The following is a 25,674-nucleotide window of genomic DNA, read 5'->3' as shown; positions in this document are numbered from 1 at the left end:
CTATTTTCTCCTTTCTTCTCGCTGTCCCGCTACCCAATCGATCAATTGGTCCGGGTTTTCGGTGTCAACGATCACCCGGATTGGCCCGAGAGGCGATTCGCCCTCCGGTGCAGAGAATGACACGTGGCCTGCGTACGCCGCTTGTTTGTTTAGGAAAAAGACCAGTCGACTGCCTTCCACAGACCGTCTAAGGACGGATCTCGCCGCGGCACGAATTCTGTCCCGCTGAATAATCATTCGAAATCTCTCTAGCGAGGGCTGATTCTTCCCTTCGACAATTACCTTCCCGCTCCACTCGTCTATCTGTTGAACCTCGACTTCACCTCGAAGAATGTTGGTCACAGCCTTCTTGACTCTCTCAGGGTCCTCAGTCGGCCGGACTTCCGTTTCGCTGTAGACGAGAAAGCTCAGTTCGGGAGAGTCTTCAACAGACGTGCTGTTCGCCTCTTGAGGTCGTTCTTAGTATCCTCGTTCTCAACCACACGATCAGCAATAGCGATAAGTTTGCCGACTCCAACCTTCAGCTCTCTCTCATCACGTTCTACGAAGTCCGCCCAGTTTCTGGGACGGTCAGACCTTCCTCTCTTCAGCAGTCTCCGATACCTGCTCTCAGGGGAAGCGTGAATTGCGATAGTAAATACTCCGTACTTCTTGTTCAGCTCCTTGATCTCCTCTATGTTTCTAGCGCCCTCATAGACGAAAATGTTCCCATCGATCTTCTCTGTGAGCGGAGCCAACCGCTTGGCAACCGCACCCATTCCCTCCTCCTCCCTGATCTTCAACATTAGTCGGCCGAGGTTCTCTTTGCTGGGTGACAAGTTCCTCCGCTTCGCTTCGTCTCTTATGATATCCCCAGAGACGAAAACTGGAATACTACGTTTCGCGGCGACGGTAGATGCTAGGCTCTTGCCTGCACCTGGCATTCCGACGACTACAATAACGGTCTTTGACTTCCGTTTGTCCATGCTGGTCTGCGTATGTAGTGGGCGAGAGTGTTATAGCTCTTAAAAATAGAGCAGATTATCGGTAGTGAGGACTTGTCGGAAAATCAAGTTCGAAGCTTCATCTCGATAGACTTGGAGGATCAGCAGATTCTCTCCCGCGTAGCCTCGATCATATCTTCATTGCAGGCTCTGGGCGGTGATTTGAAACCTGTGGAGGTGGAGAATATCCATCTCACGTTGAAATTTCTAGGAAACGTGTCCACTCCTCGATTGGCCGATGCCAAGTCCTCTCTCAAACAACTCGCGTTTCCATCCTTCTCAGCCGAGATCAAGGGGGCGGGTGTCTTCCCAAGTCTCAGTCGCATGAACGTAATCTGGGTTGGTGTTGACGAGGGTTGGAGTCAAGTTGAGCAAATCTACGAGCAAGTCGAGAGGCTCTTGTCCAGCCTAGGTTTCAGACGGGAAAACCGCCCCTTCAGTCCCCATATCACGATAGCGCGGGTCAAGTCCGGGAGAAAGCGAGACGAGATCAGCAATTTTCTCCAGCGCTTGGTCGACGAGAGCTTTGGCACGATCACAGTGGATAAAGTCCGTCTCAAACAGAGCATTCTTTCCAGTTCCGGCCCGAAATACTCGACCCTGCTAGAAGTTCCTTCGCAACCTCAATAGCGAGTTATCAGTCCACTTTCAAATACTGACTCGTTACGTGGGGCCAATTTATGCCGAATTCTATTCAAACCGTCTTGGACCAGGTTGCAAAGAAGATCGTTCCCAGCGTAGCTGAAAGGGAACGAATGTCGCAGCTAGCTGAGAGATTGAAGGGTCAAGTTCAGAATATTCTGGACAACAGAGGATTTGGAGGAAACGTCTCGATCCAGGGATCCTTTGCGCGGAATACATGGCTGAGCGGTGAGGCCGACCTGGATATCTTTGCAAGCTTTCCTCCATCAATGGATAGGCAGGAGTGGACTGAGAAGATTCTCCCGGAAATTCGGAAGAGGATCAGCGCCAAGACGATCGATCGATATGCCGAGCATCCCTATTTGGAATTCCACATTACCGGGATCCGAGTGAACGTAGTCCCATGCTATTCCGTGGAAAAAGGTCAGTGGAAGAGCGCTACAGACAGGACACCCTACCATACCGAGTACATGACAAAGCACCTGACAGAACAGATGCGGCTTGAGGCTCGGCTCCTCAAACGGTTCACGAAGGGCATCCGATCATACGGTGCCGAGATCAGAGTGGGAGGATTCAGCGGAATGCTTGTCGAAACCTTGATTCTACATTACCACTCATTTCTAGAGACACTTACTCAAGCTTCGAGATGGAAGCCCATTATCTTCCTGGATATCGAAAGTCCCGGCGGTAACCAAGATTCTAGAGCTCGAGAATTCGACTCTCCATTGGTTGTCATAGACCCAGTAGACTCGAATAGAAACCTGGCTGCTGCCGTTAGAGATGATAAGCTGTGGGGGTTTGCCGCCGCGTCAAGAGAACTCCAGGAGCACCCTGGCATGTGGTACTTCTTTCCGCAGAAATACAGACAGCAAACCAAAGCCCAGTTTTCCAAAATCGTGAAGGATCACAACAGGGACATTGTGGCAATTTCTTTCGAGCATCCCAGGATAGTGCCTGACGTTCTCTGGGGGCAACTGTTGAAAACTGAGAATTCGATAACAGGGCTGATGACGCGACAAGATTTCCATCCTATCAGGTCGACAGTCTGGAGCGACGAAGCCCGACTAAGCGCAATCCTTATCGAGCTAGACAGGTCGACCCTGACCGAAGTTCAGCTACGCTTGGGTCCTCCGGTTTCTAAGATGGACGACAGCCAAGGGTTCCTCGATCGACACGTAGCCGCGAAAGAAACCGTTCGCGGTCCCTGGATAGAGGCTGATCGATGGGTGGTTGACAAGAAACGGAGACTCCTCACGGTCGAACACCTCGTCATGGAAGCCCTCAAGGATCCGAGGCTGGGTCTGACCATCCCTGACCAACTCGACAGCTCCTTCCGCAAGAATGTGAAGGTCCTAGAAAACGGGAAAATTCTTGCGTTGCTTGGGCGAGAAGGTTTTGACCAGGCGTTGTCAGAGTTCTTGGCGGCGAAACCAGCGTGGCTCAAAACCCATCACTAGCACCGCTATCGTCCCTCGTTAAGCCGCCTTACAATCGTCTCGTAGCATATCCGAGCGGTGAGCCGGAGCAGGTTGAGTCACGAATTCGTCAGCTGCATCAACTGGATATAACTTCGCTTGATTTTCAGGGCCGGCTGAAAACCGATCAGCTATCAGTCCTTGGTAAGGGGGTCGTTGGAATAGTCGTCGTAGGCCTCAAGGGCAATCGACGAATCGCTGTAAAGATTCGGCGCGTTGATGCGCGACGTCTGAACTTGATTCACGAGGCCGAGCATCTCAAGACCGCAAATTCGCTAGGTGTCGGACCCGAGTGCCTCGGCGGTACCCCAGACGTGTTGGCGATGGAACTAATCGAAGGCTTGTCCCTTCCCCTATGGCTGGAGACCCTCAAGGGCAGAGGCCGAAGATCACGGGTGCGGAGTGTCTTGAGACCCTTACTCGAAGAATGCGTCAGAATGGATGCTTACGGGCTCGATCATGGAGAGCTCAGCCGGGCTCACAAGAATGTGATCGTGTCGAACAATGACAGTGCGAGAATCCTGGATTTTGAAAGCGCCAGCGTTACGAGACGACCCAGCAATTTCACCTCGCTAACTCAGTATTTGTTTCTTGGAGGCAGCATTGCCAAGAAAATGATCAGGATCTTGGGGCCCGTGGATAGAGACGAGCTTCTGAGAAGTCTGAGAGACTACAAGGCCGGCGGATGGAAAGATGCCTTTGAGAGTGCAAGCAGAGTTTTAGGCTTAAACTAAGACTCGGTCTCAGGCCGTTTTCTTGTCGATGACACCGAGCCGCCTCGCCCGATTCTCAGCGTATCTGAACGCAAGAAAGCCCACCGCTAGGAGGATGATCCCTCCAAGAGTTGCAAGTCCAATGTATGAGAAGTATGAGTAGATGTCGCCCCCTTGGATCATCGCTTGCCTTGAGGCCCTCATGAATTCGGTAAATGGGAGCACGTTTGCTACGTCTGACACGGGATGTGGTAGAAAGGACACCGGAAATAGAGCTTCTGAGAAAACCATCAAGACTCCCGCAACATAAGTGGGTAGAGCCCACTCGAATTTTGTCGCGAACAATGCGTAAGCGCTGAGTAGTAGCCCTAGTCCAAACGCCGCAAGAACATTCACAATCATGGCGAAGAACAACAGAGTGACTGAAAGAGGGGTCACAACAAAAGGAATATTCGTGTTGAATACTGACGATAAAATGAAGAAGGACAGCACGAGAGAGACGATGACGGTTAGGGTTGAAGAGAAGAACGACGCAATCGTCCTCCCAGTCAAGTAAGGCAGCGATGAATGTGGAGAGATGAAGACCTGGGGGAATACGTAGGTCCATTTTCCTTCCGCTATGGCGAGTGTTGGAACCCAAGAGTATGCGGCAACGTGGGCGTATAATGCGGCGCCGATGAGGATGAAGGCGAGCTGAGCCGGACTAAACCTAGAAGGAACAGTAGCGGAGGCCCCTACAAAGTACACACTTGAGGCAGTGATAACACCCGCAAGCGGCCCGAGTGTTCTCATAGAGAATCCTAAGACGGGGTTGGTCCAGTTGAACTCTCTATACCAGCCAACTCGCACCGAAGCGAGAATGCTTCTGAGGACGCTCATCTTTGTCTCACAGCGATTGAACCAGTCCTCCGTCCCTTGTTTTCAAGGAATCGCAAGGCTCTGGAAGACGCGAAGAGGAGGATGACTGCCATCAGAGCGAGAATGAGAGCTTCGAGGTAGAGTGGAATGAATGGGATTGGGATCGGGAACCCCAGGCTCTGTCGCAGAGCGTCCATTCCGATGGTGAGGGGAATTATTGATGCTGCCGCTTGCACTGCAAATGGGAAGGGAGAGATTCCTTGACCAACCGAGGGGAAGTAGACGCCGGAAATAAGAGAGACGGGTTCGTGAAGCGCTTCGTTGACTGAATCAGCTTCCCTACCATAAGCCAGGTAGAGCGAGGATAAGGCCATGCCCATCGCGTAGAGAGATGCAAGGGTCAGAGAGAAGATGAGGACAACCGCGGGCCAATATGGATGGATAGGTGGAGCGAAGATAATCCATCCTAGAATGGCCACCATTGCTGCGGATGGTGCCGTGCCGAGGATCCCGCCGAGAGACATTCCTACCAGAATGGCAGTGATCGGCGCGGGGGAACTGATATAGATCTCAAAGAGTCCGACTTGCTTATCCCAGTTGAACTGGCTCGCCATCGACCACAGAACATTCCCCCAGAAAGAGATCATTACTCCACCGAGGATAGCGAATCCAGCGTAGGCACCGAGGCCGTAGGCTCGGTAAACCATTGTAAAGGAGAATGATGTGAAGAATGGGAATCCGACGTTGACTGCTACCCAAAGGGGCTCTCCGTAGATGCTTTTCGCTCTCACCCACAATCTGGCGTACGCGGTTCTCAGCCATGGGTTGCTATGCAGCTTCATGTTCTCTCTCCCGAAACCCTCGACCCACTAATGCGACGAAGACCTCTTCCAGAGTTGCTTGTTGCCTCCAGTTCGACACGACTGTCATTTCTGACTTCCGGACTGAGTCAATCACGGACTGCGCAGATAAATCTCCGTCCACGACAACTTGAATTCGTGATAACCCTCTTTCTTCATCGATTGATGCGGTGTAGCCTTTGACTCCGTCAAGTTTCCCAATTGGCTCAAGGCTTCCGGGAGCTGGAGGGGGTGAGACCTCTAGAACAAGAGATGGGGCACCTAGCGACCGTTTCAGAGCTGCGGGAGTGTCGCACGCAAGGATCTTGCCCTTATCGATTATCGCGACACGGTTGCAGATTGCATCGACCTCGGCCATGTTGTGTGTTGCGAGTAGAATGGTCCTCCCATGCTCTTTCGCTTGCTTCAGAATGTACTCGCGTATGCTTAGTGCCGTCATGACGTCAAGACCTATCGTCGGTTCGTCAAGAAATACTACCTTGGGATCGTTGATGAATGCTCTTACTAGGGTGACTCTCTGCTTGTAGCCCGTGGAGAGCGCGTAGAACTTTCTGTCCAGATAGCTCTGCAGTCCTAGCATGTCCGAAAGTTCGTTTATGCGCTTGTGTGCCTCTTCGGAGGGTATTCCGTAGAGCTGGGAAAAGAACCATAGGTTTCCGCGGGCACTGATGAAGTCGTAACCTGCCCTCTCTGAACCGCTAGCCATGTTGATTACGGCCCGAATCTTTTCCGGCTCCTTTTCCACATCAAAACCCATTACCCCAGCCTTACCCGAAGTCGGCAGCAGAAGTGTGGAAAGTATTCGGATCATAGTTGTCTTTCCAGCGCCGTTCGGCCCGAGCACGCCGAATATCTCGCCCTTTCGAACTTGCAGATTGACACCGTCGAGGGCGGTGACCTTTCCCTCTTTACTATCGAACTCGCGTCTAAGGCCATCCACTTGGACGGTGATTTCCGTATCGACGCGATTCATGACGTTCCGTAACCCTTGCTAATCTTCCCGAAATTTCGGTGCGTCATTTAACGGTTCGTCGAGTGTGTTCAAATTCTCACCGATTGTTTCGCGTCGCTAGAGGTTTCTCGAAGCAGTATTCGGACGCGTTGAGATAAGGGTTGTTCGAGTGATTCACCAGAAACGTTCTTTCAACGCCTCTCGTTCAGCCTCCATTATCGCCTCAAAGAATCCGTTCGTGGGCTTTCGGTGTTTTCGAAGAATGTCCGCGGCCGATTCAAGCGTTACTCTCCTTCCAGCCAGGGTATAGACCGCGAGCCTTCCATACTTGTCAACAAGTTTCGCGGTCTCCTCTGCTCTCGATAGAACACTCTTTTCTCTCTCTGAGAGGTGTGCCCCATTCTTTGACAGAATCTTCTTCATGTCCTCATCGGAGACTGCCAATGCGGCAAGACTCTTAGATCCGCATTCAGGACATTCAGGAGCAGCGGGAATATCCTTGACTCTTCTCATCTCAACATACTTCCAGCAGTCTGTACAGACGATCGTCTTAACCTCATTGAGGATTCTCGCCTTCGCTGACCCGACCAATATCTGGCCCAGTTTTTCCGTCGGAATCAAGTCCGTCTTCCGACTGATCCTCTCGAGCCCTATCCTCGAGATCGGTGTCGCTTCTCCCGCTACTGTTTTGACCACCTTGAGCTGAATCTCGCGTCTGGCGACAGATTGCAGAACCTCTTTGGTATGAGGAATGTCCATGTCTCTCTCCAGGGTCTCGCGAACAGCCTCGTCCATGATGACTGTTCCCTCGAAGCTCTTCGCGAGCTGGCGAAGAGTTATGCTGCTGAAATCTGTCCATTTCGAGATCGCTCCAAATCTTCTCGCGACATGGACGAGCCTTCGCTTGAACAATCCGGTTCTCTTGGACGCAGTTATCGCCACATCGTCCACTTCGATCTCAGAGAGTCGGCGGACCATCTTCACAACATCATTCGCGTCTACTCCACCGACGGCTTGGAAGACAATCCTGTACGGATCTTGCTGGATCCCGACACTGACGCCTGCCTCGTCCGATAACAAGTGTCCGATGAGTCGGGCTAGGGTACGGTTGACCAGTGTTCCCAGGTGTGAGTTGACGATGATGAAGTCGTCCCACTCCTCAACAGTAAGAAGGTGGTCGTTTGGAACTGGAAGTCCTTGTTCGTATTGCTCATACGTCTCGAATATTGCCCGTTCAAATGTCTTGGGGTCCGCAGGATATTCCTGACTGAGTGATTGAGCTATTTCTTTGATGTTCTGGCCGGTTGAGTACATTTCTCCTACTTTCCTTCTTATCTCTCCGACTTCGCTCGCGACCTTGTGAGGGACGGGTATTTCCTCCCCTACCCAGCTGGGTATTGCTCCTGTCGGGTCGGAGATTGGCTTGACGAATATCTTATCGCCTCTGATGCTCTGCATCATCCACGGTGTTCCCCGCACGATGAATTTGGTACCCGGTTGACCGTACTCGGCTACGAAAGCTTCGTCTAAGACGCCGACTGCCGTATCCGTCTCCTGCTCTATGACGAGATACTGTTTCTCGTCAGGTATCATTGAGAGCTTGTTGAAGTAGTAAGTGTAGAGGTCTTTGACTCTCGACGGCCTCATCACCATCTTGTCTTGCGGCGAGACCCAGGCGAGGCGTGGAAAACGCGAGTGCATATAGTTCGCGACAGAAGCAACTTCTTCTTCTGTCAGATTCCGATACGGGAACGCTTTCGAGATGAGTTCGACAAGCTCGTTATAGTACCATTTTCTGTTCTGTATCAGCAATCCTGCCAGTTGGTGGCAGAGAGCGTCGAGCGGTTTCTCTGGAACTGAAACCTCTTCCAAGTTCTCGCTGAGTGCTCCTCTAGCAACGACGAGCGATTCGAGGGCATCGTCAGAATCGCTTGCGATGATCACTCCATCCGCCATCTTACCGACGCTGTGGCCTGAGCGACCTACCCGTTGGATGAGCCGCGTCACCTGGTGAGGGCTCATGTACTGGATTACGTAGTCTATTCTTCCAACATCGATTCCTAGTTCCAAGCTTGAGGTGGCTACGAGACCTCTGAGCTCGCCTCCTTTCAGGCCTCGTTCAGCGGTTATCCGGGATGGTTTGGCAAGGCTCCCGTGGTGTATTGAAATTGGAAAGTCAATGTCCCAGACCTTGAACCTACTGGCCAGTATTTCGGCGATCGATCTCGTGTTTGTGAAGAGTATGACTGACCTGTGATTCTTGATCATCTCTTTCATTATCCGAAGCCTGGCGGCGACCTCCGGGTGTGTGAATATCTTCGCGGCTAGTTGATGGTCCTGGCCGGACGGTTCAGGAAAGAGTGTCTCCAATCGCATCTTCCTGGCAACCGGAATCCTCACAATCTCTACGGGTCTGTTTGTCCCGACCAGAAATGCTCCAACCTTCTCGGGCGATCCAATTGTTGCCGAAAGCCCGATGACTTGGAAGTCTCTCTGGGTGATCCATCTTAGACGCTCGATGGCTATGGCTAGCTGGCTGCCTCTCTTATCCTCAGCCAGCTCATGCACTTCGTCAATTATCAGGAACCTAACTTCACGAAGGTGTCTCCGCATGATACGCCCAGGCAAAAGCGCTTGCAGAGTCTCTGGAGTTGTGATTAGCATGTCGGGGGGGTTGCGAGCATGTCCAACTCTCTCTCTGACCTCAGTATCGCCATGTCTTACCGCAACTCTAAGGTCGATTTTCTTTCCCCACCATTCTAGGCGGTCCAGTAGGTCTCTGTTCAGCGCGCGAAGCGGGGTCATGTAGAGAATCTTTACACCAGGACCTCTGTCAGTGTTCATCAAGAACCTGGTGAATACCGGTAGTATAGCGGACTCTGTCTTTCCGCTTGCTGTGGGAGATATTAGAAGAACATTTTTTCCTTCTAGGATGGGGGGAATTGCCTTTTCTTGTGCCTCGGTCGGTTTTTCGAATCCTTTTTCCCTGACAGCTTCCGCTAGGGGTTTCGGGAGAAGGTCAAAGACCGTCGAAGACAACTGGACAAGCAGGCCTTCTGCTGTTCGATAAAAACCTAGAAAGCGTTAAGGGGCAATTGTTCGGCCTTGTATCACTGAGCCCTGGTGCTGTTTGAATAAAGATCTGGATAAGGCCTGGAGAGAGAGACTGGTAAAGAACCATCTTGACCTTATCATACTCAGGCTTCTCAAAAGTAAGCCGCGCTGGGGATACGAGGTTAACCTTGAGATCCGCGATCGATTCAAAGTCTACCTGAGCGCAGGAACACTCTATCCACTCCTCCATTCAATGGAGGAGAAGGGCTACTTGCAAGCCGTATGGGAAGCGGAGGGCGGACGAGGCCGAAAAGTCTACAGGATCACTCCTAGAGGTGAAGAGTTCCTGACTGCTGGCGCTCGTGCTGCAGAAGAGTTTTTGAGGCGCATCCAGTATGAGGCCGAGATAGGACCCTTCCAGCAAAAACACGTCTAGACTAGACTTGAGACTTTGAGCGCTTATGTTCGCAAGTTCTGGAGGTTTATCCAGAAAAATGAAACCGCAAGAGGCCTACTTCTAGTAGGGATTGTGATACTGGGTGCCCTAGCCGTCTGGGGCGGAGTTCGTTTGGCGCTCAATACTGAGTACCCTGTCCTAGTTGTCTCGTCCCCGAGTATGTGTCCACCGACGAACTGCGTCCTCCCCGTGGGGGCGCTTATCGTGATCAGGGGGCAAGATCCTCGAACTATTATTGCAGGTCCACCTCCTCTGGGCACGATAATCGTTTTTCGTCCGAACACTGACCAGCCGGACTATTTGGTGGTTCATCGGGTTGTTGATGTCAGGGGGAACCAGACCGTGGGTGGACCCTACTTTGTCACTGAGGGAGACAATAATCACGGTGCGCTTGATCAATGGGATTATCCGACGTCGGCAAACCCTTACGGTGGGGTGCCTGCTTCTAATGTTGTAGGAGTGTACCAGTACACTATTCCGATTCCTTATCTTGGATCTGCGATATTGGGTATTCGTAATTTTATGTATGATGACAGTACGGGCCAGCCGAGACCGGAGGGAATCCTTGTGATCGTTATACTCATCATAGCCCTGTTTGCGTTCGAGGTGATTGAGCCCTCGAAGAAGCCGAAGGCGGAAGCGTCAGCGTCTGAGCCCAAAGCTGAGGCGGCGCCGAGCCAAGTCGGGTCGTCCTACTTCCATAGGATATTCAGTTTTGGCTCAGCCTAGATCCTCTTTATGAATAATCCGGCTGCAGATCGTTTTTTGGCTGTTGGCCAGAAATGCCTCTCTATACGCTGGGGTCCAAGAAGCCTCGAGTCCATCCGACAGCGATGATCGCTCCTAACGCGAGCATCATAGGTGATGTCGTTGTCGGCTCACGGACTAGTGTTTGGCCAGGAGCTGTGCTTCGAGGCGATTACGGGAGGATTAGGATCGGAGCAAACTGTAGCCTGCAGGACAATGTTGTCGTCCACTGTTCGTCCGAAAACGCCGCGGTTATTGGCAATGGTGTTACAGTAGCTCACAGTGCAATTGTCCATGCTTGCAGAATCGGGGACGAGTGTCTCATTGGAGCCGGAGCCATTATTTTTGATGGGGCGAGAGTTGGTGCTCATTCTATCATAGGGGTCGGAGCGGTGGTTCTTGAAGGTAGAACGATCCTTCCGCGATCTGTCGCGGTGGGTGCGCCCGCCAAGGTGATGAGGAGGGCAACAGACAATGATGTTCGGATGATAAGAGAATCCTACCGTGCCTACGTGAAGATGGCCCAAAAGTACACTAGTACAGGGGCTTTTGATACCGGGATCGGATGAGGGCCGGGGCCGTTTTCGGGGATTCGCATCGGGCGTTGTCACGAGATTTTGGGAGCCTACCCGGGGGTCGCTGATTATCTCTTGGTTTTTCGTTGGGGAACGTATGGATTTGTCGTTGTCAGACGATTAACGTCTTTCCGATCTTCTTAGCGTTTGAGGGTTAGACGTTTTTCTAACCCTATCAGTGAACCATTTCCTTGGACTGTGTACGAATGTTCAGTCCGACCTTCCGAACATCACGGGTCTTATCGAGACATGCTTTAATGTCAGAGCGCTAGAAATGCCGGAGACGGCGATGATTGGTCAAAGCCACTAACAGAGTTTTCTTTATTCAACCAATCATTCCTCGGAAGGGCGAAATTGTTGTCTCGATTCATAAGGATAGCTCGTCTGACGTTCTGTTAACCTGTCGTAAGGTGCCTCTCCGGCGTTGACCTTGTCTTCGGCGTTTGGTTGTCCATCCTGTTGCTCACGCCCATTCTCGGATTCCAATGCGAAGGGCTGCCGCACGTGAACTTTTTACTTTCACATTTGACTTTCGGCATCCCCTCTCGTTTTTGGCTTACCGAGCATCATAGTGAGCTTTGTGATAGATCCGACAGCTCAAGGCTCCCTGGCATCCTCTCCACGCGCCAACACCGATCGGCGGCGAGGCCACTCATTCAAGAGAGACGTCCGAAGTAATTGTTCGGGATTTTCTAACGAGCCCAAGACTGGAGGCTTAGATGCGAACGTAATTCCACAGGAACTGCTCCGGTTCACAAGCGCCCAGGAAAAACCAGCGAGAGCCTTGCGCCAATGACAGGTGAACCCTGGATGAACCCTCCCCTTATGCATCGTGGAAAAAGGAGAAGTCTTGAGAGCGCCGGCCTAGCCTTGCTGCTCGTCGCGGCAGTGGCTGTCAGCTCCATGTCGACTTTGAGGGGCAACGTTCCCCAGGTTGTCGCGACCAAGAGTGAAGAACCCGCATTTCCTACCAACCCGTTCTATAACCCGGGACCGTGCGCTTCCTGTACGACCAGCTTCCAATACATCGCGAACGCTCACTCAGGCATCCAGACACAGTCGGCCTCAATAGGTTCGTGTGGGGGGTTGTGCAACGGGCTCTTCCTGGTTTCAGCAGGGACATTGTATGATCCGGTTGGAATGCTTGGCGAATCAGTAGCATACAACGACTGTCTAGGGATTGTTTGTGGAATAAACCTGGCCACTTGGAGTCTAAAACTTCCTTCGGGCATACCTGATGCATGCGTTCCAAACATACCATTAGCGACGGGCACAACATCGTCGTCGTGTGCGGATGTCAGGGGCTTCGACTTGTCTGGTACTATAACCGGAGCGCTTGGTGGAATACTCTTGACCTCGGCAACCCCGGTCGGTGACCCAACTTGTACAAAGTTTCTAGGGGCAACGCCAGACAAGGGCAACATACCAGCAAATGCCTGCTGGACTACTGATTACCAGATTGTTCAAGCAGGGCAATCAGTCAACCCTCCCTGCATTGAAGGAGTAACCGCCTGCATAGGAAGCTCGTCGATCACCTCGAAAAGCAATACAACCGTGGTAAATCCTATAGTCAGCGGCAAACAATACAACGGGACATTTGTCCAGATTGGGACACAAGTCACGCAACAGACGTGGTATATCTACCGAGAGATTACGAGTCTAACCCTCCAAATTGTACCACCGGCAGTCGTGCCCACTTGCGTAAAGACGAACTCTGGCTCAGCGAACGTCTGTAACAACGATGTCAGCGTCTGTGGGTTCTTCGCCGTAGGCAAATGCGATCCTCTGCGGACATTAACCAGTTCTCTCCCTGGGTTAGTCTCAGACATCAACAAAGTATCAATTCTGACATCGACGAGAATCAGTTTCGGTCTCAACTCGGTGGGTTTTGGAGGACTTACGTGCAGCCAACCCGACCTCGTCGCAGGCAACTGCTGGTATGGGATCGTGGGCGTCTGGATTGGCGGTCAAGGAATCCAGACGTCGGGCTGCACAGGTCAGAACACTTGTAATTTCGTGCAAGGCATTCATACCCAGCTGCCCATCTTTCAGGACCCTGGATTGACCCGGCCAGCATCAGTTCCAACTGTCGACCAGCTCGTCAATCTGTCGCAGCTCACCAACAAGACGATGCCAGAAATCATTGCCGCGAACACCTATGGGCAAGTTTTCAGCTACATTGATACTCAAAGTCTTGGGGTACAGTATTCTGCAAATACTGTGAGCTGCACAATTAGCACACTGACGAGCTGCATAACAACCCCGGCGCCTTTAGTGATCAACGTGCCAATTATCTATGACATTATCGGCTCCAAAAGTCTGGCGACATGGCTTTACCAGTATCCGGGCATACCTCCCAATGGAGGTACGACGGCAGGCTTCATCTCAGGACGGGTCGTTGATGGATCGAGTAAGAACATACTAGGCCACTTCAGTCCGATAGTAGGCGCATGCATCGGACTGAGCGCACCCTGCAGTGGCCAACCCGGACAGATCGAGCTGCAGACCGACACCAACGGTTTCTATAGTCTTTCGAACATTCCACCGGGCACCTACACACTCTACGCCTCGGCCCAAGGCTACTCAACGGTCTTTCAGACAAACATCGTCACCTCGGTCGGCGACACGACCGTTGTCAACTTCGTCCTTCAACCGGCCAATTCTCCAGGAGCCTCATGCCTGATACCACCAACTCCGAACCCGATACCCTTCCAGCAGCCTATCCCAGGAATCGCTTGTATGCCAAACTGGGTTTGGTACACTTTAGGAGCCGCTGTCTTCGGAACCATCATAGTTCTGGTTCTAGCATGGTCGCCATTCGGAGGGACTCTCATCTCCGGGGCAAGCAGAGGACTAAAGAGTCTCGCGAAATCGCGGCGGTAATGGCAGTGCACGTGGGCCTGCTACGTTTTCTACAGCATTTACCAGAAAGTGTCATCAGAAGCTCAGACCACGAGGCACCATGCTCCTGTTGTCTTGTAGGTCGAAGTGATCACCAATTAGGATAAGTCAAGGGCCGGAATTAAGTTGGGTGAGGCCACCGGGGGAGGAAACCTTTAATGGTGGGTAGCAGGATGAAAACGTGGGAAAGCATTGGCCGTCCTCAAAGTTGACGACAGGTACAGGGTTCTTCTCGACAAAGAAGTGCGGGAGCTTCTAAGGGTCGCTCCCGGCGACAAGGTCCTGGCGATTCCCTACTCCGAGGGAGTTCTCATCACGTCTCTCAAAGGAAAACGGTTCAAGACTTCCCTGGCCGGTTTCCGGTTCCGGGAAGAGCGCCATGAAGCCTCCAAGTACCTATTCAAGAAGAACTAGCCAGTGCCAGTTCTCGACACGGTCGTACTCTTTGGTGCGGCCGATCCCAAAGACCCTCATCACGAGAAGTCAACCTTCCGCCTCGCACAATTGATCCAACCTGGCTTCTACCTCGCGTCCTTCGCCCTTTTCGAGTTTGATATCGTGATGAAGAGTCGCGGGATGAACTATCGTGAAAGAATGGCGAGGCACGCGCTCCTGGCCCGGGACTATCCAGCAACAACTTCCAGGGTGAAGGCGCTCTCCCCTCAGTCTTGTATCTGACTTCCAGAATAGAAGGCGAGGAAAAGGTTGACTATTTCGACGCCGGTGTTGCCGCTGAGGCCCAAACCTTGGATGGAAACGTTGTTTCCACAGACTTGGTCTTTGACCGAATATCCGGGGTCAGAAGGGTTTGGTGAATGCTTGGAGGCTTCGATCCCGCAGGCTTATCTGGTACTCATTGGCTAGGTAGTCAGACGGCGATGATTGCTCAAAGTTACTCGGACCATAGATGAGCGAGAAGGCATTTGCCTGAGCCGTCGAAGAACAATCCGTTGGTTAGCTCAGTTTTGACTGAGAGATTTCTCGGACGAGGTTTCTGAGGGTTTTCCACGATTTCCTTACGATTGGTGGAAAGTCTCGATTTGCCAAATAGTACTCACTAAGAAACCGGACGGTTATGGGATCGTGCGCGTACCCTGATCCAATTTCGCCGTATTCTTTCTTTAGCTCCTCGATTCTAGAATCTCTTCGAACCTTCGCGAGGATGCTCGCGGCCGAGACAGTGGGATATTTTTCGTCCGCGTGATGTTCGGAGACCAGTCGGGGTTTGAAGCTCAGGCGTTCCAGAATGTTGTTCTTGAATCGCTCGGGTCGAGTATCCGAGGCATCGACATATGCAAGGTGAGGCTTCAATTTCTCGATCACATCTGCCATCGCTTTCGCTTCTAGCAAGTTTAGTCCCTGGAATTTTGGAGAACGGTTTACTACCAAGTCCAGATAATCCGCTTCCAACTCTACAATGTGATACTCATCGACGACCTTCGGAATCTCGATAGAAAGATCCATTCTAGCTTCCGGCGACAGTTTCTTTGAATCTTTAACGCCAAGCGATCTAAGCTGGTCGAGTTTCTCCTCCTCGATTCTGATCCCGGCAATGACTAGAGGACCGATCACGGGACCCCGACCGGCATCATCCACGCCACAAACCCGCAAGAATACGCTAGCTCCGTTCCATCCACGCGTCAACGATCGAGAGTATCCTCTGTATCACTTCCTCACGGTTGTCACGCGAAATCTCGAAACTCACGGCCTCAGCAAACCCTGGCGACCTCTCAATCTCAGGGTAATGTGACCCATATTTGACAGTCGCAATCACGTTTCGCCCGGCTGACAATAGTTTGGCTAAAGTGCGTCTGAAAGCTCTGCTTGTCATTTCCATGGGTCCGATCTCATCAAGGAGAACGAGATCAGCGGACCGTTCTGCAGCTCTTTTCAACGCACCTACACCGATCTCTTCAAGATCTTCTGGATCGACACTGTACTTGCCTACTCTCGGGCCGACGCTATCTCCCGTTCGGGCGAGCCAACCTTCAGCGCCTGAGGAGAGGTCGGTTGTCTTAAACCCGATGCGTTCGTCGCCTTTTCTCACCTCGCGTGTAACCATGCCATCAACTCTAAGCCCTTTGTTCTTGTAGTGATCGTGGATTCGCTGCATGAGGGTCGTCTTTCCAACTCCTGGAGCGCCTGTCACGAACACTATTGTAAGGATGTTCACGGTTTTGGCTCAGGAGGAATCCACATCATTTTGAAATTTAGGCCAAGGTAGTATACTTCCGAGGCTTCTGGGCGGCTCGCTTTCGGTTTCAACAATCTGCTTTTCTCGAAGAACTCGTCAGCTTCGTCCTGAAACCGTCTGAGCTCGGGTCCGTGGAAGAGTTTGATGAACGCGTCTCCCCCTTGCTTGAGAACCTCCTGCACTATTCTAAGCGCGGCTCTTGCGAGATCCACTTGTCTAGCATGATCCACGTCCCATGCTCCAATGATTGTTGGTGCCAAGTCTGACAGAACCACATCTGCAGGTCCCTTCAGCTCCGAAACTATCCTCTGCGGTAGGTCTTCAGAATAGATGTCTGCCTCTATCAGCTTCACATTTGGATAGGGTAGGGGTTCGATCTTCTTGATGTCGATTCCAAGAACTGAGCCTTCCGGTCCAACCGCTTCTCGCGCAATCTGAAGCCAGCCTCCCGGCTGGGAGCCGAGGTCGACAACTTTCTGACCTGGAAGCAAGAGCTTGTAGGTTCTCGATGTTTGGAGAAGCTTGTAGGCCGCTCTGCTACGGTAGCCTTTGAGCTTGGCCAGCTTGTAGTACTGATCCTTCTTCCTACGCTCAATCCACTGGTTTGGCATAATGACAGTAATTGTATCCTAGCTGACTCTGGACCCGTTTGGCACATCCCTATCGATCGTAAGAATAGATAGCTTCTCGCCATCAGAGGCGGCCAGGAGCATGCCCTCAGATTTCTCCCCAGCAAATTTCGCTGGCTTGAGATTCACCAGGAATGCAACTCTCTTGTTCATCAGCTCCTCCGCCGCGTAATAACCAACGAGGCCGGTTACAGTCTGCCGCTTACCTTGAGGACCAAAGTCCACAACAACCTTGTAGAGTTTCTCAGTTCGCGGAACGCGCGAGACCTCCACAACTCGCCCAACTCGGATCTCGAGCTTCTTGAATTCGTCTATTGATACTTCTTTGGCCGGATCATCCATGGTTCCGCCAATAAGGCCGGCGGCTTTTAGGGTTTGGAGAATGGCTACTCCTTGGCCTTAGGTCCAACAATCACACTAGAGGTCCGTAACGGCTGTAGATACTTCCCAGCCATTTCTTGAAGTTGACTTTTGTTGATCTTTCGGAATAGCTGACGCCGCTTCGCGAAATAGTCCAATCCAAGTCCGTAGTGGACGAGATTATGGCTTGTCCTGGCAACTCCCTCGGTTGACTCCAGTTCCATCAAAGCAGAACCGGTCTGGTTCTCCTTGGCGTCCTCAAGCTCCTGATCCAAGACCGGCTCATCGATAACCCGGCTAATCTCCTGTTCCATCAGCTCCTTTGCACGGTCCACGTTCTTCGGGTTTACCCCCGCAAGGGCGGTCCAGTTCCCGCCCTGGAGTCCAGCATTGAGAAACGACGTGCACGAATATGCCAGCCCTTCTTTGTCCCGCACCCTCTGTCCAAGCCTCCCCATGAAACCCAGCTCCCCCAGTATGGCGTTAAGCAAGTTAAACGGTTCATAATCCGGGTGCAGCCGCGCGACGGCTAGCGTTCCCATCAGGATCTCGGTTTGAGCCTTGTGAGCCATAACAATCTCTTTCTTCGCCGGATTTGGCTCGGTTCCGGAAATGCTCTTCACTGCTGAAGAGTCTTCTCTCTCACCGAAAGTACGGCCGCTCCACTTTAACGCTTGGTCGGATTTGAACTGTCCCGCGAATGCTACGATGACAGGAGCCTTGGCAAAATGATCGTGAAAGAAATCGACGAGGGTTGCTCGCTCGATCTTCTTGACACTCTCGGCCGTACCGAACCTGTCCTTACAGTAAGGATGGTTCTTGGGATAGACCAGTGCAAGTAACTCGCGCATTCCTCTCCTCGTCGGATCGTCGTCTCTCAGCCGGATGTCGGTAAGCAGTTCCTCTTTCTCCTTCTCTACATCCTTCCGGTCAAACGAGGGGCTGGTCAAGCACTCCGATAGAATATCGAGTACTCTCTTCATCCAAGGGGTCGTCATCCGCGCCTGGAACAAGATCGCGTCAGGCGCATTCCGGAAACTAATCGCTGCCCCAACGGATTCCAAAGAGTCGGCGATTTTCTCCGGCCCTATCTTCCGCGAGCCTCTGATCAAGAGCCTGGTTGCAAGCTCTGCGATTCCATGGTGATTCTTCGGCTCTAGCGCCGTTCCAGCTCGAATGCTTCCGTTGACTGCAACAGTCGGGTTATCGGTTGTCCGGTATAGAAGACATCTTACTCCTTTGGCGACAGAGTGTTCTTCGACCAGTTTAGGAAGATCGGAATCAATGCCCATGCGAGTTCCTCGTGCCTACCGTTCTGCAAACTGTTCGGTTCTCAACGGTCAGATACTTCCTCGCGATCTCCGAGATCTTGTCGGCAGTTACCTTTGACAATTTGTCAACCAGCTTCGGTATCGTCTCAAATGAGATGACCAGTTCGAAGATTCCGATCACAAATCCCTGACGAGCAACGCCATCAAACGTGTATGCGTACTGTGACCGAATCTGTGCCAGCGATCTATCGAGCTCGTGCCGACTTGGCGGCGTCCGCTTTATCCTCTCGATCTCATCGAACAAGAGCTTCTCAGCCTTGCCAATAATGACGCCGTCCCAGACTGTAAGGTCAAGAGCGAAGACCGAGGGATCGATGGTTGGAAAGAACTCTGAAGACGCTTGAGTCGCAATCTTCTTCTCAACGAGTGCCCTGTAAAGTCTAGCGCTCCTTCCTGATGTTTGACCGGGGCCAAACGCGAAGAGTCTTACTCCACTGAGAACAGCATCCAGCATCATTAGTCCGTAGACGTCTTCGTTGCCAAAGCCTGGGGTATGATAGGCGACTTTGATGTAGTCAGCCTCGGAAGGAATCCGCAACTCTACCCGTCTTTCTCCGGCCTGGGCGGGCTCGACGATATTGGGTTCAGGGGGGTTCTCAGTCTTGGAGAGGGGGGCGAAGCTTTCCTCGATTTTGGGTAGAATCTTCTTTGGAGAGAAAGGTCCCGCTACAACCAGCATAGCGTTTCCCGGCGCATAGTATCGTCGATAGTGTTCGAAGAGATCGTCTCGGGTGATTCGTTGAAGATCAGGCTTTGTCCCACCCTCCGACCACCTGTAAGGATGGTATCGGAACGCGGTAAGGAATAATTCTTCAGTTGCCTGGAACTCGGGATCGTTCTCGTTTCCTTCTCGTTCAGACACAACGACTGATCGCTCTGATTCAACTTCGCGTGGATCGAAGGCGGCGTTCATCATTCTCTCTGATTCGATCAATAATCCTGTCTCGATGTGATCTGCCGGGAGGATTTCGTAGTAGGCGGTGAAATCTTTCGAGGTAAATCCGTTGTACTCTCCTCCGACTCTACTAACGAGACGTCCGATGTCCCCTTTGGCAAGCTTGCCTCCGCCTTTGAATAGCATGTGCTCGACCCAATGAGATATTCCGGTGAGGCCAGGCTTCTCGTTTCTTGAGCCCACTCGGTAAATGGTCCAGCAGCCAGCGACGGGAGCGTTGGGGATCTCCCGAATGAGGACCTTCAGTCCGTTCTCTAGCGTCGACCTTGTTACCTGAAGCTCGCGCGGGATTGATAGCGTGGTTTCCATTTCTTGGATTTCCTGTTTGCCGGGATTCGTTGTTGTAAAGGGCTATTCCGTTTTTTCGCTTCGGCCTGAAAGCTCGTCGAACTGCTCTTTCGTGATTGCGTCCATGTCGAAAAGCCTCTGTGCAACGGTAGAGATTTTTGTGACTGAGTGCAGTTTGACCCCCTCTTTCATCAGATGCTGTTCGCCCCCTTCTTGCCTGTCGAGAAGAACTAGAGCGTCCTCGACAACTCCTCCCTCTCCACGGATGCTTTGCAGAGCCGTGAGAATGTTCTTGCCGGTCGTGATCACGTCGTCGATAAGAAGGACCTTTTCACCCGGTGTCAATATCCCTTCGACCGTTTTTTCTCTCCCGTGTAGCTTGACGTCCTTCCTCGTATAGACGAGAGGCTTGGATAGAGTGTATGCAAGTACGGAGGCCCACGGCAGCCCGCCTGTTGGTATACCTCCAATCTTGTTGATTCCCTCAATAGATCTAGCGCTTTTCAGCAAGAGCTCTGAGCATGTATGGAACGCGTCAGGAAAGCTGGGGATCACTCGGAGGTCTAGATAGTATGGGCTTATCCTGCCTCCTGATAATGTGAACATTCCAAATTGCAAAGCTCCAGTTCTCACTAGCAACTTGGAGAAGTCATCTTCAAGAGAACGCGGCGTCTAGGAACCCACCATCATGTACACGGATGAGAATAGAAGCGCCAAACTCCTGCTCATGAGCAGTCGGATTCGGGTATAGCGATTTAAAGCCAAGCTCAAGAGAAGGCGACGGGAGGGAACAAATTCGGAGCTTTGGATTCCTTACGGTGAGACAGAGATTCCGATCAGAGTTCCCGACGACAATTTCTACAAGATTCTGGAACCCAAGAAACCGGACGCGACCAAGCAGCTCTCCAATCAGATCGAGGAGTCTCTTTCTCATCCCATCAATGACTTTTCACTTTCAAACATGGCAAAACCGGGGGCAATCGCTGGTGTTCTGATCGACCCGATCGTTCCCTTACATGTTCAGCATCGGGGGGTTGAGATAATCAGGACAAAGCTTGGCGCTCTTGGAGTTACCGAGATCAAGCTCTTCTCACGCAGTAGAACATCCAACGTGGAGGTTCAATCCTCTTCAGCTGACCTTGGCGTAAGAAGCCTTGACCCTAAGAAGGGAGATTTTGCCGAACTTGGCAAGACCAGTCAAGGAACCAGCGTCTTTCTTGAAAAGGATCTGCTCGCTTGCGATGTGAGAATTAGCCTCAGTATTGTAACGCCTCACTTTGCTAGCGGTTTCACGGGCGGACCGGATATTCTGCTTCCAGGAGCATCCTCACTGGATACTATTGTGAAGAATAGATCACTGATGATCAAGGGTCTATCAGGCTCCGTTGATATCGGAGAGAACTTGGTGCTATCAGACGCGTTCGAGGCCTACAAGATGGCAGGCCCATTCTACAGCCTAACCTTCGTGCCGGATGGCTGGGGTGAAATCGATGCCGTGTTCTCGGGAGAGCTAGAATCGGTGTTTCGGGAAGCCGTCCCCAGATATCAGCAGGTTCACAGCCCTCGAATAGACCGGAGATCTGATGTCGTCGTCGTTGCCGCTGGTAAACTGTTGGGAATGGATCTCTACCACGGGGTACGAGTCCTTTCCAACGCGTTCGGAGCCGTAAGGAAAGAAGGAACCATCATCCTTGTCGCCGAATGCTCAAGAGGCATCGGTGACCAAAGCTTCCTTGGATTTTCCAGACGGTTCTCTGACAAGAAAGAGCTAGCATCGGAGCTCCGGCACAAGTTCAAGCTTGGAAGCCACGTCTCGCTCTTCCTACAAGACGCTTTGGAGAGGCATAGAATACAGCTTGTATCTGTACTACCCGATCTCTACGCCAAAGACTCCTTCAAACTGAAGCCTTCGCGGACAGCCTCGAGCGCTATCCAACAGTCGATTCGAGCAGAAGGAAAGGAAGCAAAGATCCTGATCATTACAAGAGGGGACTTGACGATACCCACGGCGATTCCCCCCTAGGAAACTCCTGATAAGGAACCGATTTGTGAAGCCTAAAGACCGATGAGAATAGGAAAATCTCAGGTACTTGCAATCACCCTATTGATCGTACTCTCTGCCTCCCAGGCAAGCGGCCAATACTCTCAGTCCAACTCGCCGGGAGCTGTAGCCGCGTCCAGAGTGGTTCCTCTAACCATCAAGATCGTCATGCTCGGTTTCTCCAGCACTGACCTGAACTCGTCATACCTGACGAGTGGCATCAACTCGATTCCAGTCAAGTATCAACAAGTCTTGCAAGGACCCATCAACACTGGAGTCGTATTCAATTTCACCTATCAATACGTATACGAAAAACCGGATTCAACTGTTGTTCAGAGCTTCGTTCAGTATCTGAACTCCATTGGAAAGAAGGAAGATACTGTCCCTGGTAGCCTACCCCCCAATTTTGGCAATCCGGCCTTCAACAAGACTGGCACAATGGTGAACATTGTTCACAACTATTTCTACGATGCTAGCAAAGTAGAGAACTGGCTTACTTCAAACCAGACCCTTTTTGGAACAGTTCCCAGCCCCGGATACACCTTTTTCATTGCAAACCTAAACAAGACAATGATCCCGTCGTTATCCTATCAGCAATACCAAGCCTATACTACTAGTTGTCCATGCGGCAGTTACGTCCCCGCCCAAGCCCATTACTATAACCGAACAGCAACCGACCCTGACCTCTATCTGAACCTAACCCGACACTATATGACAGGATGGGGCGGAACCGGAAGAATCTATTACACCGATCTATCCGCAGGAACTAGCTACTGGACCGACGAGCTGCCAATCCAGGTGGCCGCCGGCGCACGCGGCGTCAATCTCTTGACACCGTATGGCAGGATTTGGGCCGCCGAGTTCGTCAACGACTACATCGCCGGTGCAGTATCCAATCTATTCGCTGCAGACCAACTCTACCCAGTCACGTACGCGCAAAAATACAATTTCCAATTATTCGTACTCGACAACCGGACAGCTCCAGAAAGAGCGAAGGGACCGAAAATATCAACAACCCTCAACACCACCAAGATTCAGAGCGAACTCGCAATCCTCCTCCCATTTGCCAAAATAACGGTCAGCGCAAAGTTTTCAAACATTACTGACTACCCACAACTCGCCGCCGTGGTGGCGAACGCCACATCCAAAGTCAAAGATCCGGTACTATCGCTTCCGATCGTGGACGCTAGGCTTGTCTGGAACTGGCTGTCAGTTTACGGCAAAGGGCACCTAACTCAATTCATCAATGTAACCCATACCACGTCTCAATACGATATCCCAGGTTTCTTGTTCGCATTCCAAGGGAACTACACCTTCGCTTTCACCTTCAAGGAGAACATTGCGTTGTCCGAACCTCCGGGATCGATCGGCGGGGTTGCGTTGGGCGATATGATTCTAGTTAACCAATCCAACTCTACTCTAACCGCCGGATACAATGCCTTTCCGAAACAACCAGGAAGAGGCGTCGGGTTCACACGTGCAGCAACTCATGAGCTAGGGCATATGATGGGCCTGAACCATCCATTCCTCTATGATCAAACCGAGGACTTCACGAACAGCGTAATGGCCTACTATCCAGACTCCAGTACGTTCAGCCAGTTCGACAAGGATACTGTCCTAAGAGGAATTAACGACGAACTGCTGATCGTCGCGCAGGACGCTCTGGCTGTCACAGGAAATAGCTTGGTCAACAGTGGAACAATCGCTACTGCGCGACAGGAAATGGCTCTCGCTAACCAGCACTACTCTACAATGGACTATGCGGGTGCTGTTCTGCACTCTTTGGCGGCGGCTTTGAACGCCCTCCAGGCGGAGCAAAGCGGATCGCTCTTCTCCTCTGGGCTCGTCTTCGGTTTGATCGGGCTGGTTGCGGGCGCAGCCATTGGACTCCTGGTAGGATTCTTCTTCTTCTTCTTCTTCTTCAGAAAGCGAAAGGTCACCAACGCAGTTGGATACAATGTCTGTCCTACGTGTCGACAACCGGTTCGCTGGGACGTTGTGCAGATGAAATGGTATTGTGATAGATGCCAGAAGCCAGTCTAGAAAAAAGAAGCCCTGGCTGCTAGTTCAAACCTCAAAGAGATACTCGTAGCTATCTTTGAACCTTTCTCAGAAAACAATTTTCACCTAATGTCGGTATGTATAATAAGGGAAATCGGCGGCTTTCACTAGAAACTCAGGGAGTTTCAGAGACTAGGTGTCGGAGCCAGGGTTCAGATCTAAGTTCAAGGATACTGACGTGGCAGTTACTTTCCGGGATCTTATCCTTCTTCCCGGATGGACCGAGGTAGAACCCAACCAGGTCGAAATATCGACCCAGGTCACCGTAAACCACTCGCTCAACATGCCCTTTGTCGCGAGTCCTATGGACACAGTGACGGAGAGCGAAATGGCCATAGCCGTCGCCAGACTCGGAGCCCTAGGAGTGCTCCACCGAAACTGTACTCTCGAAGAGGAGGTGGAGATGGCAAAGAAGGTGAAACGTGCAGAATCTCTCGTGATAAAAGACGTGATCACTATCAGGCCGACCGAGACAGTCGAGTACGCTACTGAGCTGATGCAGAAACACAACATCTCCGGTCTTCCGGTCGTCGAGCAAGAGAAGCTCGTGGGTATCGTCACAGGGAGAGATGTTCGCTTCGCGGACTCTAGCCTGCTGACCAAGGACGTCATGACAAAGAAAGTCATAACGGCGCCCGATGATACGAATATCGAAGGCGCCAAGGAGATTCTTCACAAGCATCGCGTTGAGAAACTTCCACTGATCGATAGGGAAGGCCGACTCAAGGGATTAATGACGATCAAAGACATCCTCCTTCGAGGAAGATTCCCCAACGCCGCCCGAGACGAGAACGGCCAATTGCTCTGCGGAGCGGCAGTATCGCCCTTCGACCTCAAGAGAGCGAAGAGGCTCAGCGAAGTCGCCGACATTCTCGTCATAGACGTGTCCCACTTCCACAACGCCAACGTGTTCGCAGCGACGAAGAAGATCCTGGAAGAAGTCGACGCAGACGTTGTCGTCGGCAGCATCGGGACATACAAAGCTGCCGAGGATGCGATAACAAGACTGGAAGGCATCGCAGGATTCCGAGTCGGAATAGGCTCAGGGTCCATCTGCACTACGATGGAGGCAACAAAAGCAGGCTCGCCAACCGTCTACGCTACCGCGCAAGTTGCCGACGCAGTTCGAACATACGGGTCGAAGGTCCCTATAATCGCGGACGGTGGCATAAGAGGACCCGGGGACGCCGCAATCGCAATGTCGCTTGGAGCGTCAACCGTAATGATGGGCAACCTATTCGCGCGTTGCAAAGAAGCGCCTGGTACGTTGATTACGATTGGTGGCCGTTATTACAAGCAGTACAGGGGAATGGGAAGTCCTTCAGCCATGGCGAAGAGGTTCTCTATGGATCGATATGCCCAACCCTCGAAGGGCCTCCCGGAAGGAGTTGAAGGCTGGGTCCCCTACAAGGGAGAAGTCGGTGTTGTCATGCAAGAAATGTCTGCAGGGTTGCAAGCATCCATGGGATACGCAGGAGCCAGGACGATTCCAGAACTCTGGGAGAAAGCACACTTAGCTGCGATAACTCACTCAGGGTCCGAGGAAGCCCGCCCACATGATGTGCTTCTCCCCTCTGACTCTCCAGAAAGAGTCTAAG

Annotated in this window: 25 protein-coding genes; 12 read left to right on the top strand and 13 right to left on the bottom strand. The window is 51.9% G+C overall.

Annotation, left to right across the window (positions count from 1 at the left end; translation table 11 throughout):
* Both VGS11_02130 and VGS11_02125 read right to left on the bottom strand, forming a co-directional pair.
* Window positions 1-411 (bottom strand): RNA-binding domain-containing protein, encoded by a 411-nt coding sequence (locus tag VGS11_02130; protein HEV2118897.1) that lies wholly within the window; start codon window positions 409-411, stop codon window positions 1-3.
* On the bottom strand, window positions 408-965 hold the full coding sequence (locus VGS11_02125) for an AAA family ATPase (GenBank protein ID HEV2118896.1): 558 nt from the start codon (window positions 963-965) through the stop codon (window positions 408-410). Before VGS11_02125 ends, VGS11_02130 begins: the two co-directional genes overlap by 4 nt.
* Window positions 966-1,037: 72 nt before the next feature.
* Here VGS11_02125 and thpR point away from each other — a divergent pair, with 72 nt between their 5' ends.
* The 3 genes from thpR to VGS11_02110 are packed head-to-tail and all read left to right on the top strand — an operon-like array spanning window position 1,038 to window position 3,834.
* Complete coding sequence (gene thpR, locus VGS11_02120; protein HEV2118895.1) at window positions 1,038-1,613, top strand: RNA 2',3'-cyclic phosphodiesterase; 576 nt, start codon at window positions 1,038-1,040, stop codon at window positions 1,611-1,613.
* 50 nt (window positions 1,614-1,663) lie between these two features.
* Window positions 1,664-3,082: a CCA tRNA nucleotidyltransferase gene (gene cca / locus VGS11_02115; GenBank protein HEV2118894.1), complete on the top strand. Its 1,419-nt coding sequence runs from the start codon at window positions 1,664-1,666 to the stop codon at window positions 3,080-3,082.
* Window positions 3,061-3,834, top strand: coding sequence for a serine/threonine protein kinase (locus tag VGS11_02110; protein HEV2118893.1), 774 nt, complete (start codon window positions 3,061-3,063; stop codon window positions 3,832-3,834). The genes cca and VGS11_02110 overlap by 22 nt, the downstream gene beginning before the upstream one ends.
* A gap of 9 nt (window positions 3,835-3,843) precedes the next feature.
* Here VGS11_02110 and VGS11_02105 read toward each other — a convergent pair whose 3' ends face one another.
* The 4 genes from VGS11_02105 to VGS11_02090 all read right to left on the bottom strand — a co-directional run bounded on the left by VGS11_02105 (window position 3,844) and on the right by VGS11_02090 (window position 9,522).
* Entirely contained in the window at window positions 3,844-4,692 is an 849-nt protein-coding gene (locus tag VGS11_02105; protein ID HEV2118892.1) for an ABC transporter permease, read from the bottom strand.
* Window positions 4,689-5,513: an ABC transporter permease gene (locus VGS11_02100; GenBank protein ID HEV2118891.1), complete on the bottom strand. Its 825-nt coding sequence runs from the start codon at window positions 5,511-5,513 to the stop codon at window positions 4,689-4,691. Before VGS11_02100 ends, VGS11_02105 begins: the two co-directional genes overlap by 4 nt.
* On the bottom strand, window positions 5,500-6,504 hold the full coding sequence (locus tag VGS11_02095) for an ABC transporter ATP-binding protein (protein ID HEV2118890.1): 1,005 nt from the start codon (window positions 6,502-6,504) through the stop codon (window positions 5,500-5,502). The genes VGS11_02100 and VGS11_02095 overlap by 14 nt, the downstream gene beginning before the upstream one ends.
* Before the next feature lie 153 nt (window positions 6,505-6,657).
* Window positions 6,658-9,522, bottom strand: a complete 2,865-nt coding sequence (locus tag VGS11_02090; GenBank protein HEV2118889.1) for a DEAD/DEAH box helicase — start codon at window positions 9,520-9,522, stop codon at window positions 6,658-6,660.
* 91 nt (window positions 9,523-9,613) lie between these two features.
* Between VGS11_02090 and VGS11_02085 the strand changes: the two genes are divergently transcribed.
* The 6 genes from VGS11_02085 to VGS11_02060 all read left to right on the top strand — a co-directional run bounded on the left by VGS11_02085 (window position 9,614) and on the right by VGS11_02060 (window position 14,895).
* Entirely contained in the window at window positions 9,614-9,973 is a 360-nt protein-coding gene (locus tag VGS11_02085; GenBank protein ID HEV2118888.1) for a PadR family transcriptional regulator, read from the top strand.
* 15 nt (window positions 9,974-9,988) lie between these two features.
* Window positions 9,989-10,723, top strand: a complete 735-nt coding sequence (locus tag VGS11_02080) for a hypothetical protein (GenBank protein ID HEV2118887.1) — start codon at window positions 9,989-9,991, stop codon at window positions 10,721-10,723.
* Window positions 10,724-10,776: 53 nt separating this feature from the next.
* Complete coding sequence (locus VGS11_02075) at window positions 10,777-11,310, top strand: gamma carbonic anhydrase family protein (GenBank protein ID HEV2118886.1); 534 nt, start codon at window positions 10,777-10,779, stop codon at window positions 11,308-11,310.
* A 798-nt stretch (window positions 11,311-12,108) separates the two neighbouring features.
* Window positions 12,109-14,199 (top strand): carboxypeptidase-like regulatory domain-containing protein, encoded by a 2,091-nt coding sequence (locus VGS11_02070; protein ID HEV2118885.1) that lies wholly within the window; start codon window positions 12,109-12,111, stop codon window positions 14,197-14,199.
* Between the two features lie 210 nt (window positions 14,200-14,409).
* Window positions 14,410-14,631 (top strand): AbrB/MazE/SpoVT family DNA-binding domain-containing protein, encoded by a 222-nt coding sequence (locus tag VGS11_02065; GenBank protein ID HEV2118884.1) that lies wholly within the window; start codon window positions 14,410-14,412, stop codon window positions 14,629-14,631.
* A gap of 3 nt (window positions 14,632-14,634) precedes the next feature.
* Complete coding sequence (locus VGS11_02060) at window positions 14,635-14,895, top strand: hypothetical protein (GenBank protein ID HEV2118883.1); 261 nt, start codon at window positions 14,635-14,637, stop codon at window positions 14,893-14,895.
* 276 nt (window positions 14,896-15,171) lie between these two features.
* Here the strand turns inward: VGS11_02060 and rnhB are convergent, their stop codons facing one another.
* From rnhB to pyrE, 7 genes are read right to left on the bottom strand one after another with little or no spacing between them, the layout of a single operon-like run.
* Window positions 15,172-15,861, bottom strand: coding sequence for a ribonuclease HII (gene rnhB, locus VGS11_02055; protein ID HEV2118882.1), 690 nt, complete (start codon window positions 15,859-15,861; stop codon window positions 15,172-15,174).
* Window positions 15,836-16,390, bottom strand: a complete 555-nt coding sequence (locus VGS11_02050) for an NTPase (GenBank protein ID HEV2118881.1) — start codon at window positions 16,388-16,390, stop codon at window positions 15,836-15,838. The genes rnhB and VGS11_02050 overlap by 26 nt, the downstream gene beginning before the upstream one ends.
* Window positions 16,387-17,022 (bottom strand): RlmE family RNA methyltransferase, encoded by a 636-nt coding sequence (locus VGS11_02045; protein HEV2118880.1) that lies wholly within the window; start codon window positions 17,020-17,022, stop codon window positions 16,387-16,389. The genes VGS11_02050 and VGS11_02045 overlap by 4 nt, the downstream gene beginning before the upstream one ends.
* 18 nt (window positions 17,023-17,040) lie before the next feature.
* Window positions 17,041-17,382 (bottom strand): methionine--tRNA ligase subunit beta, encoded by a 342-nt coding sequence (metG, locus tag VGS11_02040; GenBank protein HEV2118879.1) that lies wholly within the window; start codon window positions 17,380-17,382, stop codon window positions 17,041-17,043.
* Window positions 17,383-17,426: 44 nt separating this feature from the next.
* On the bottom strand, window positions 17,427-18,692 hold the full coding sequence (locus VGS11_02035) for a pitrilysin family protein (protein ID HEV2118878.1): 1,266 nt from the start codon (window positions 18,690-18,692) through the stop codon (window positions 17,427-17,429).
* Window positions 18,682-19,995 carry a pitrilysin family protein gene (locus VGS11_02030; GenBank protein HEV2118877.1) on the bottom strand — a complete coding sequence of 438 codons (1,314 nt, stop codon included), beginning with the start codon at window positions 19,993-19,995 and terminating at the stop codon, window positions 18,682-18,684. The genes VGS11_02035 and VGS11_02030 overlap by 11 nt, the downstream gene beginning before the upstream one ends.
* 42 nt (window positions 19,996-20,037) lie before the next feature.
* Window positions 20,038-20,607 carry an orotate phosphoribosyltransferase gene (gene pyrE / locus VGS11_02025; protein HEV2118876.1) on the bottom strand — a complete coding sequence of 190 codons (570 nt, stop codon included), beginning with the start codon at window positions 20,605-20,607 and terminating at the stop codon, window positions 20,038-20,040.
* A 175-nt stretch (window positions 20,608-20,782) separates the two neighbouring features.
* Here pyrE and VGS11_02020 point away from each other — a divergent pair, with 175 nt between their 5' ends.
* The 3 genes from VGS11_02020 to VGS11_02010 all read left to right on the top strand — a co-directional run bounded on the left by VGS11_02020 (window position 20,783) and on the right by VGS11_02010 (window position 25,673).
* Window positions 20,783-21,997 (top strand): lactate racemase domain-containing protein, encoded by a 1,215-nt coding sequence (locus VGS11_02020; GenBank protein HEV2118875.1) that lies wholly within the window; start codon window positions 20,783-20,785, stop codon window positions 21,995-21,997.
* Window positions 21,998-22,039: 42 nt separating this feature from the next.
* A complete protein-coding gene (locus VGS11_02015; protein HEV2118874.1) occupies window positions 22,040-24,058 on the top strand; it encodes a hypothetical protein in 2,019 nt (672 codons plus the stop codon).
* A gap of 154 nt (window positions 24,059-24,212) precedes the next feature.
* Complete coding sequence (locus VGS11_02010) at window positions 24,213-25,673, top strand: IMP dehydrogenase (protein HEV2118873.1); 1,461 nt, start codon at window positions 24,213-24,215, stop codon at window positions 25,671-25,673.
* Window position 25,674 lies beyond the last annotated feature (1 nt).

The sequence above is a fragment of the Candidatus Bathyarchaeia archaeon genome, from assembly GCA_035935655.1.
Classification (GTDB): Archaea; Thermoproteota; Bathyarchaeia; order 40CM-2-53-6; family 40CM-2-53-6; genus 40CM-2-53-6.
Note: the sequence above shows the minus strand (reverse complement) of the source record. Positions and strands in the feature narration are given on the sequence as shown.

What these genes read in the sequence shown, in the direction of transcription:
- VGS11_02125 (HEV2118896.1), bottom strand. Translation starts at nt 965, where the DNA reads ATGGACAAACGGAAGTCAAAGACCGTTATTGTAGTCGTCGGAATGCCA.
- cca (HEV2118894.1), top strand. Translation starts at nt 1,664, where the DNA reads ATGCCGAATTCTATTCAAACCGTCTTGGACCAGGTTGCAAAGAAGATC.
- VGS11_02105 (HEV2118892.1), bottom strand. Translation starts at nt 4,692, where the DNA reads ATGAGCGTCCTCAGAAGCATTCTCGCTTCGGTGCGAGTTGGCTGGTAT.
- VGS11_02100 (HEV2118891.1), bottom strand. Translation starts at nt 5,513, where the DNA reads ATGAAGCTGCATAGCAACCCATGGCTGAGAACCGCGTACGCCAGATTG.
- VGS11_02095 (HEV2118890.1), bottom strand. Translation starts at nt 6,504, where the DNA reads ATGAATCGCGTCGATACGGAAATCACCGTCCAAGTGGATGGCCTTAGA.
- VGS11_02075 (HEV2118886.1), top strand. Translation starts at nt 10,777, where the DNA reads ATGCCTCTCTATACGCTGGGGTCCAAGAAGCCTCGAGTCCATCCGACA.
- VGS11_02070 (HEV2118885.1), top strand. Translation starts at nt 12,109, where the DNA reads ATGACAGGTGAACCCTGGATGAACCCTCCCCTTATGCATCGTGGAAAA.
- VGS11_02045 (HEV2118880.1), bottom strand. Translation starts at nt 17,022, where the DNA reads ATGCCAAACCAGTGGATTGAGCGTAGGAAGAAGGATCAGTACTACAAG.
- metG (HEV2118879.1), bottom strand. Translation starts at nt 17,382, where the DNA reads ATGGATGATCCGGCCAAAGAAGTATCAATAGACGAATTCAAGAAGCTC.
- VGS11_02035 (HEV2118878.1), bottom strand. Translation starts at nt 18,692, where the DNA reads ATGGGCATTGATTCCGATCTTCCTAAACTGGTCGAAGAACACTCTGTC.
- VGS11_02030 (HEV2118877.1), bottom strand. Translation starts at nt 19,995, where the DNA reads ATGGAAACCACGCTATCAATCCCGCGCGAGCTTCAGGTAACAAGGTCG.
- VGS11_02015 (HEV2118874.1), top strand. Translation starts at nt 22,040, where the DNA reads ATGAGAATAGGAAAATCTCAGGTACTTGCAATCACCCTATTGATCGTA.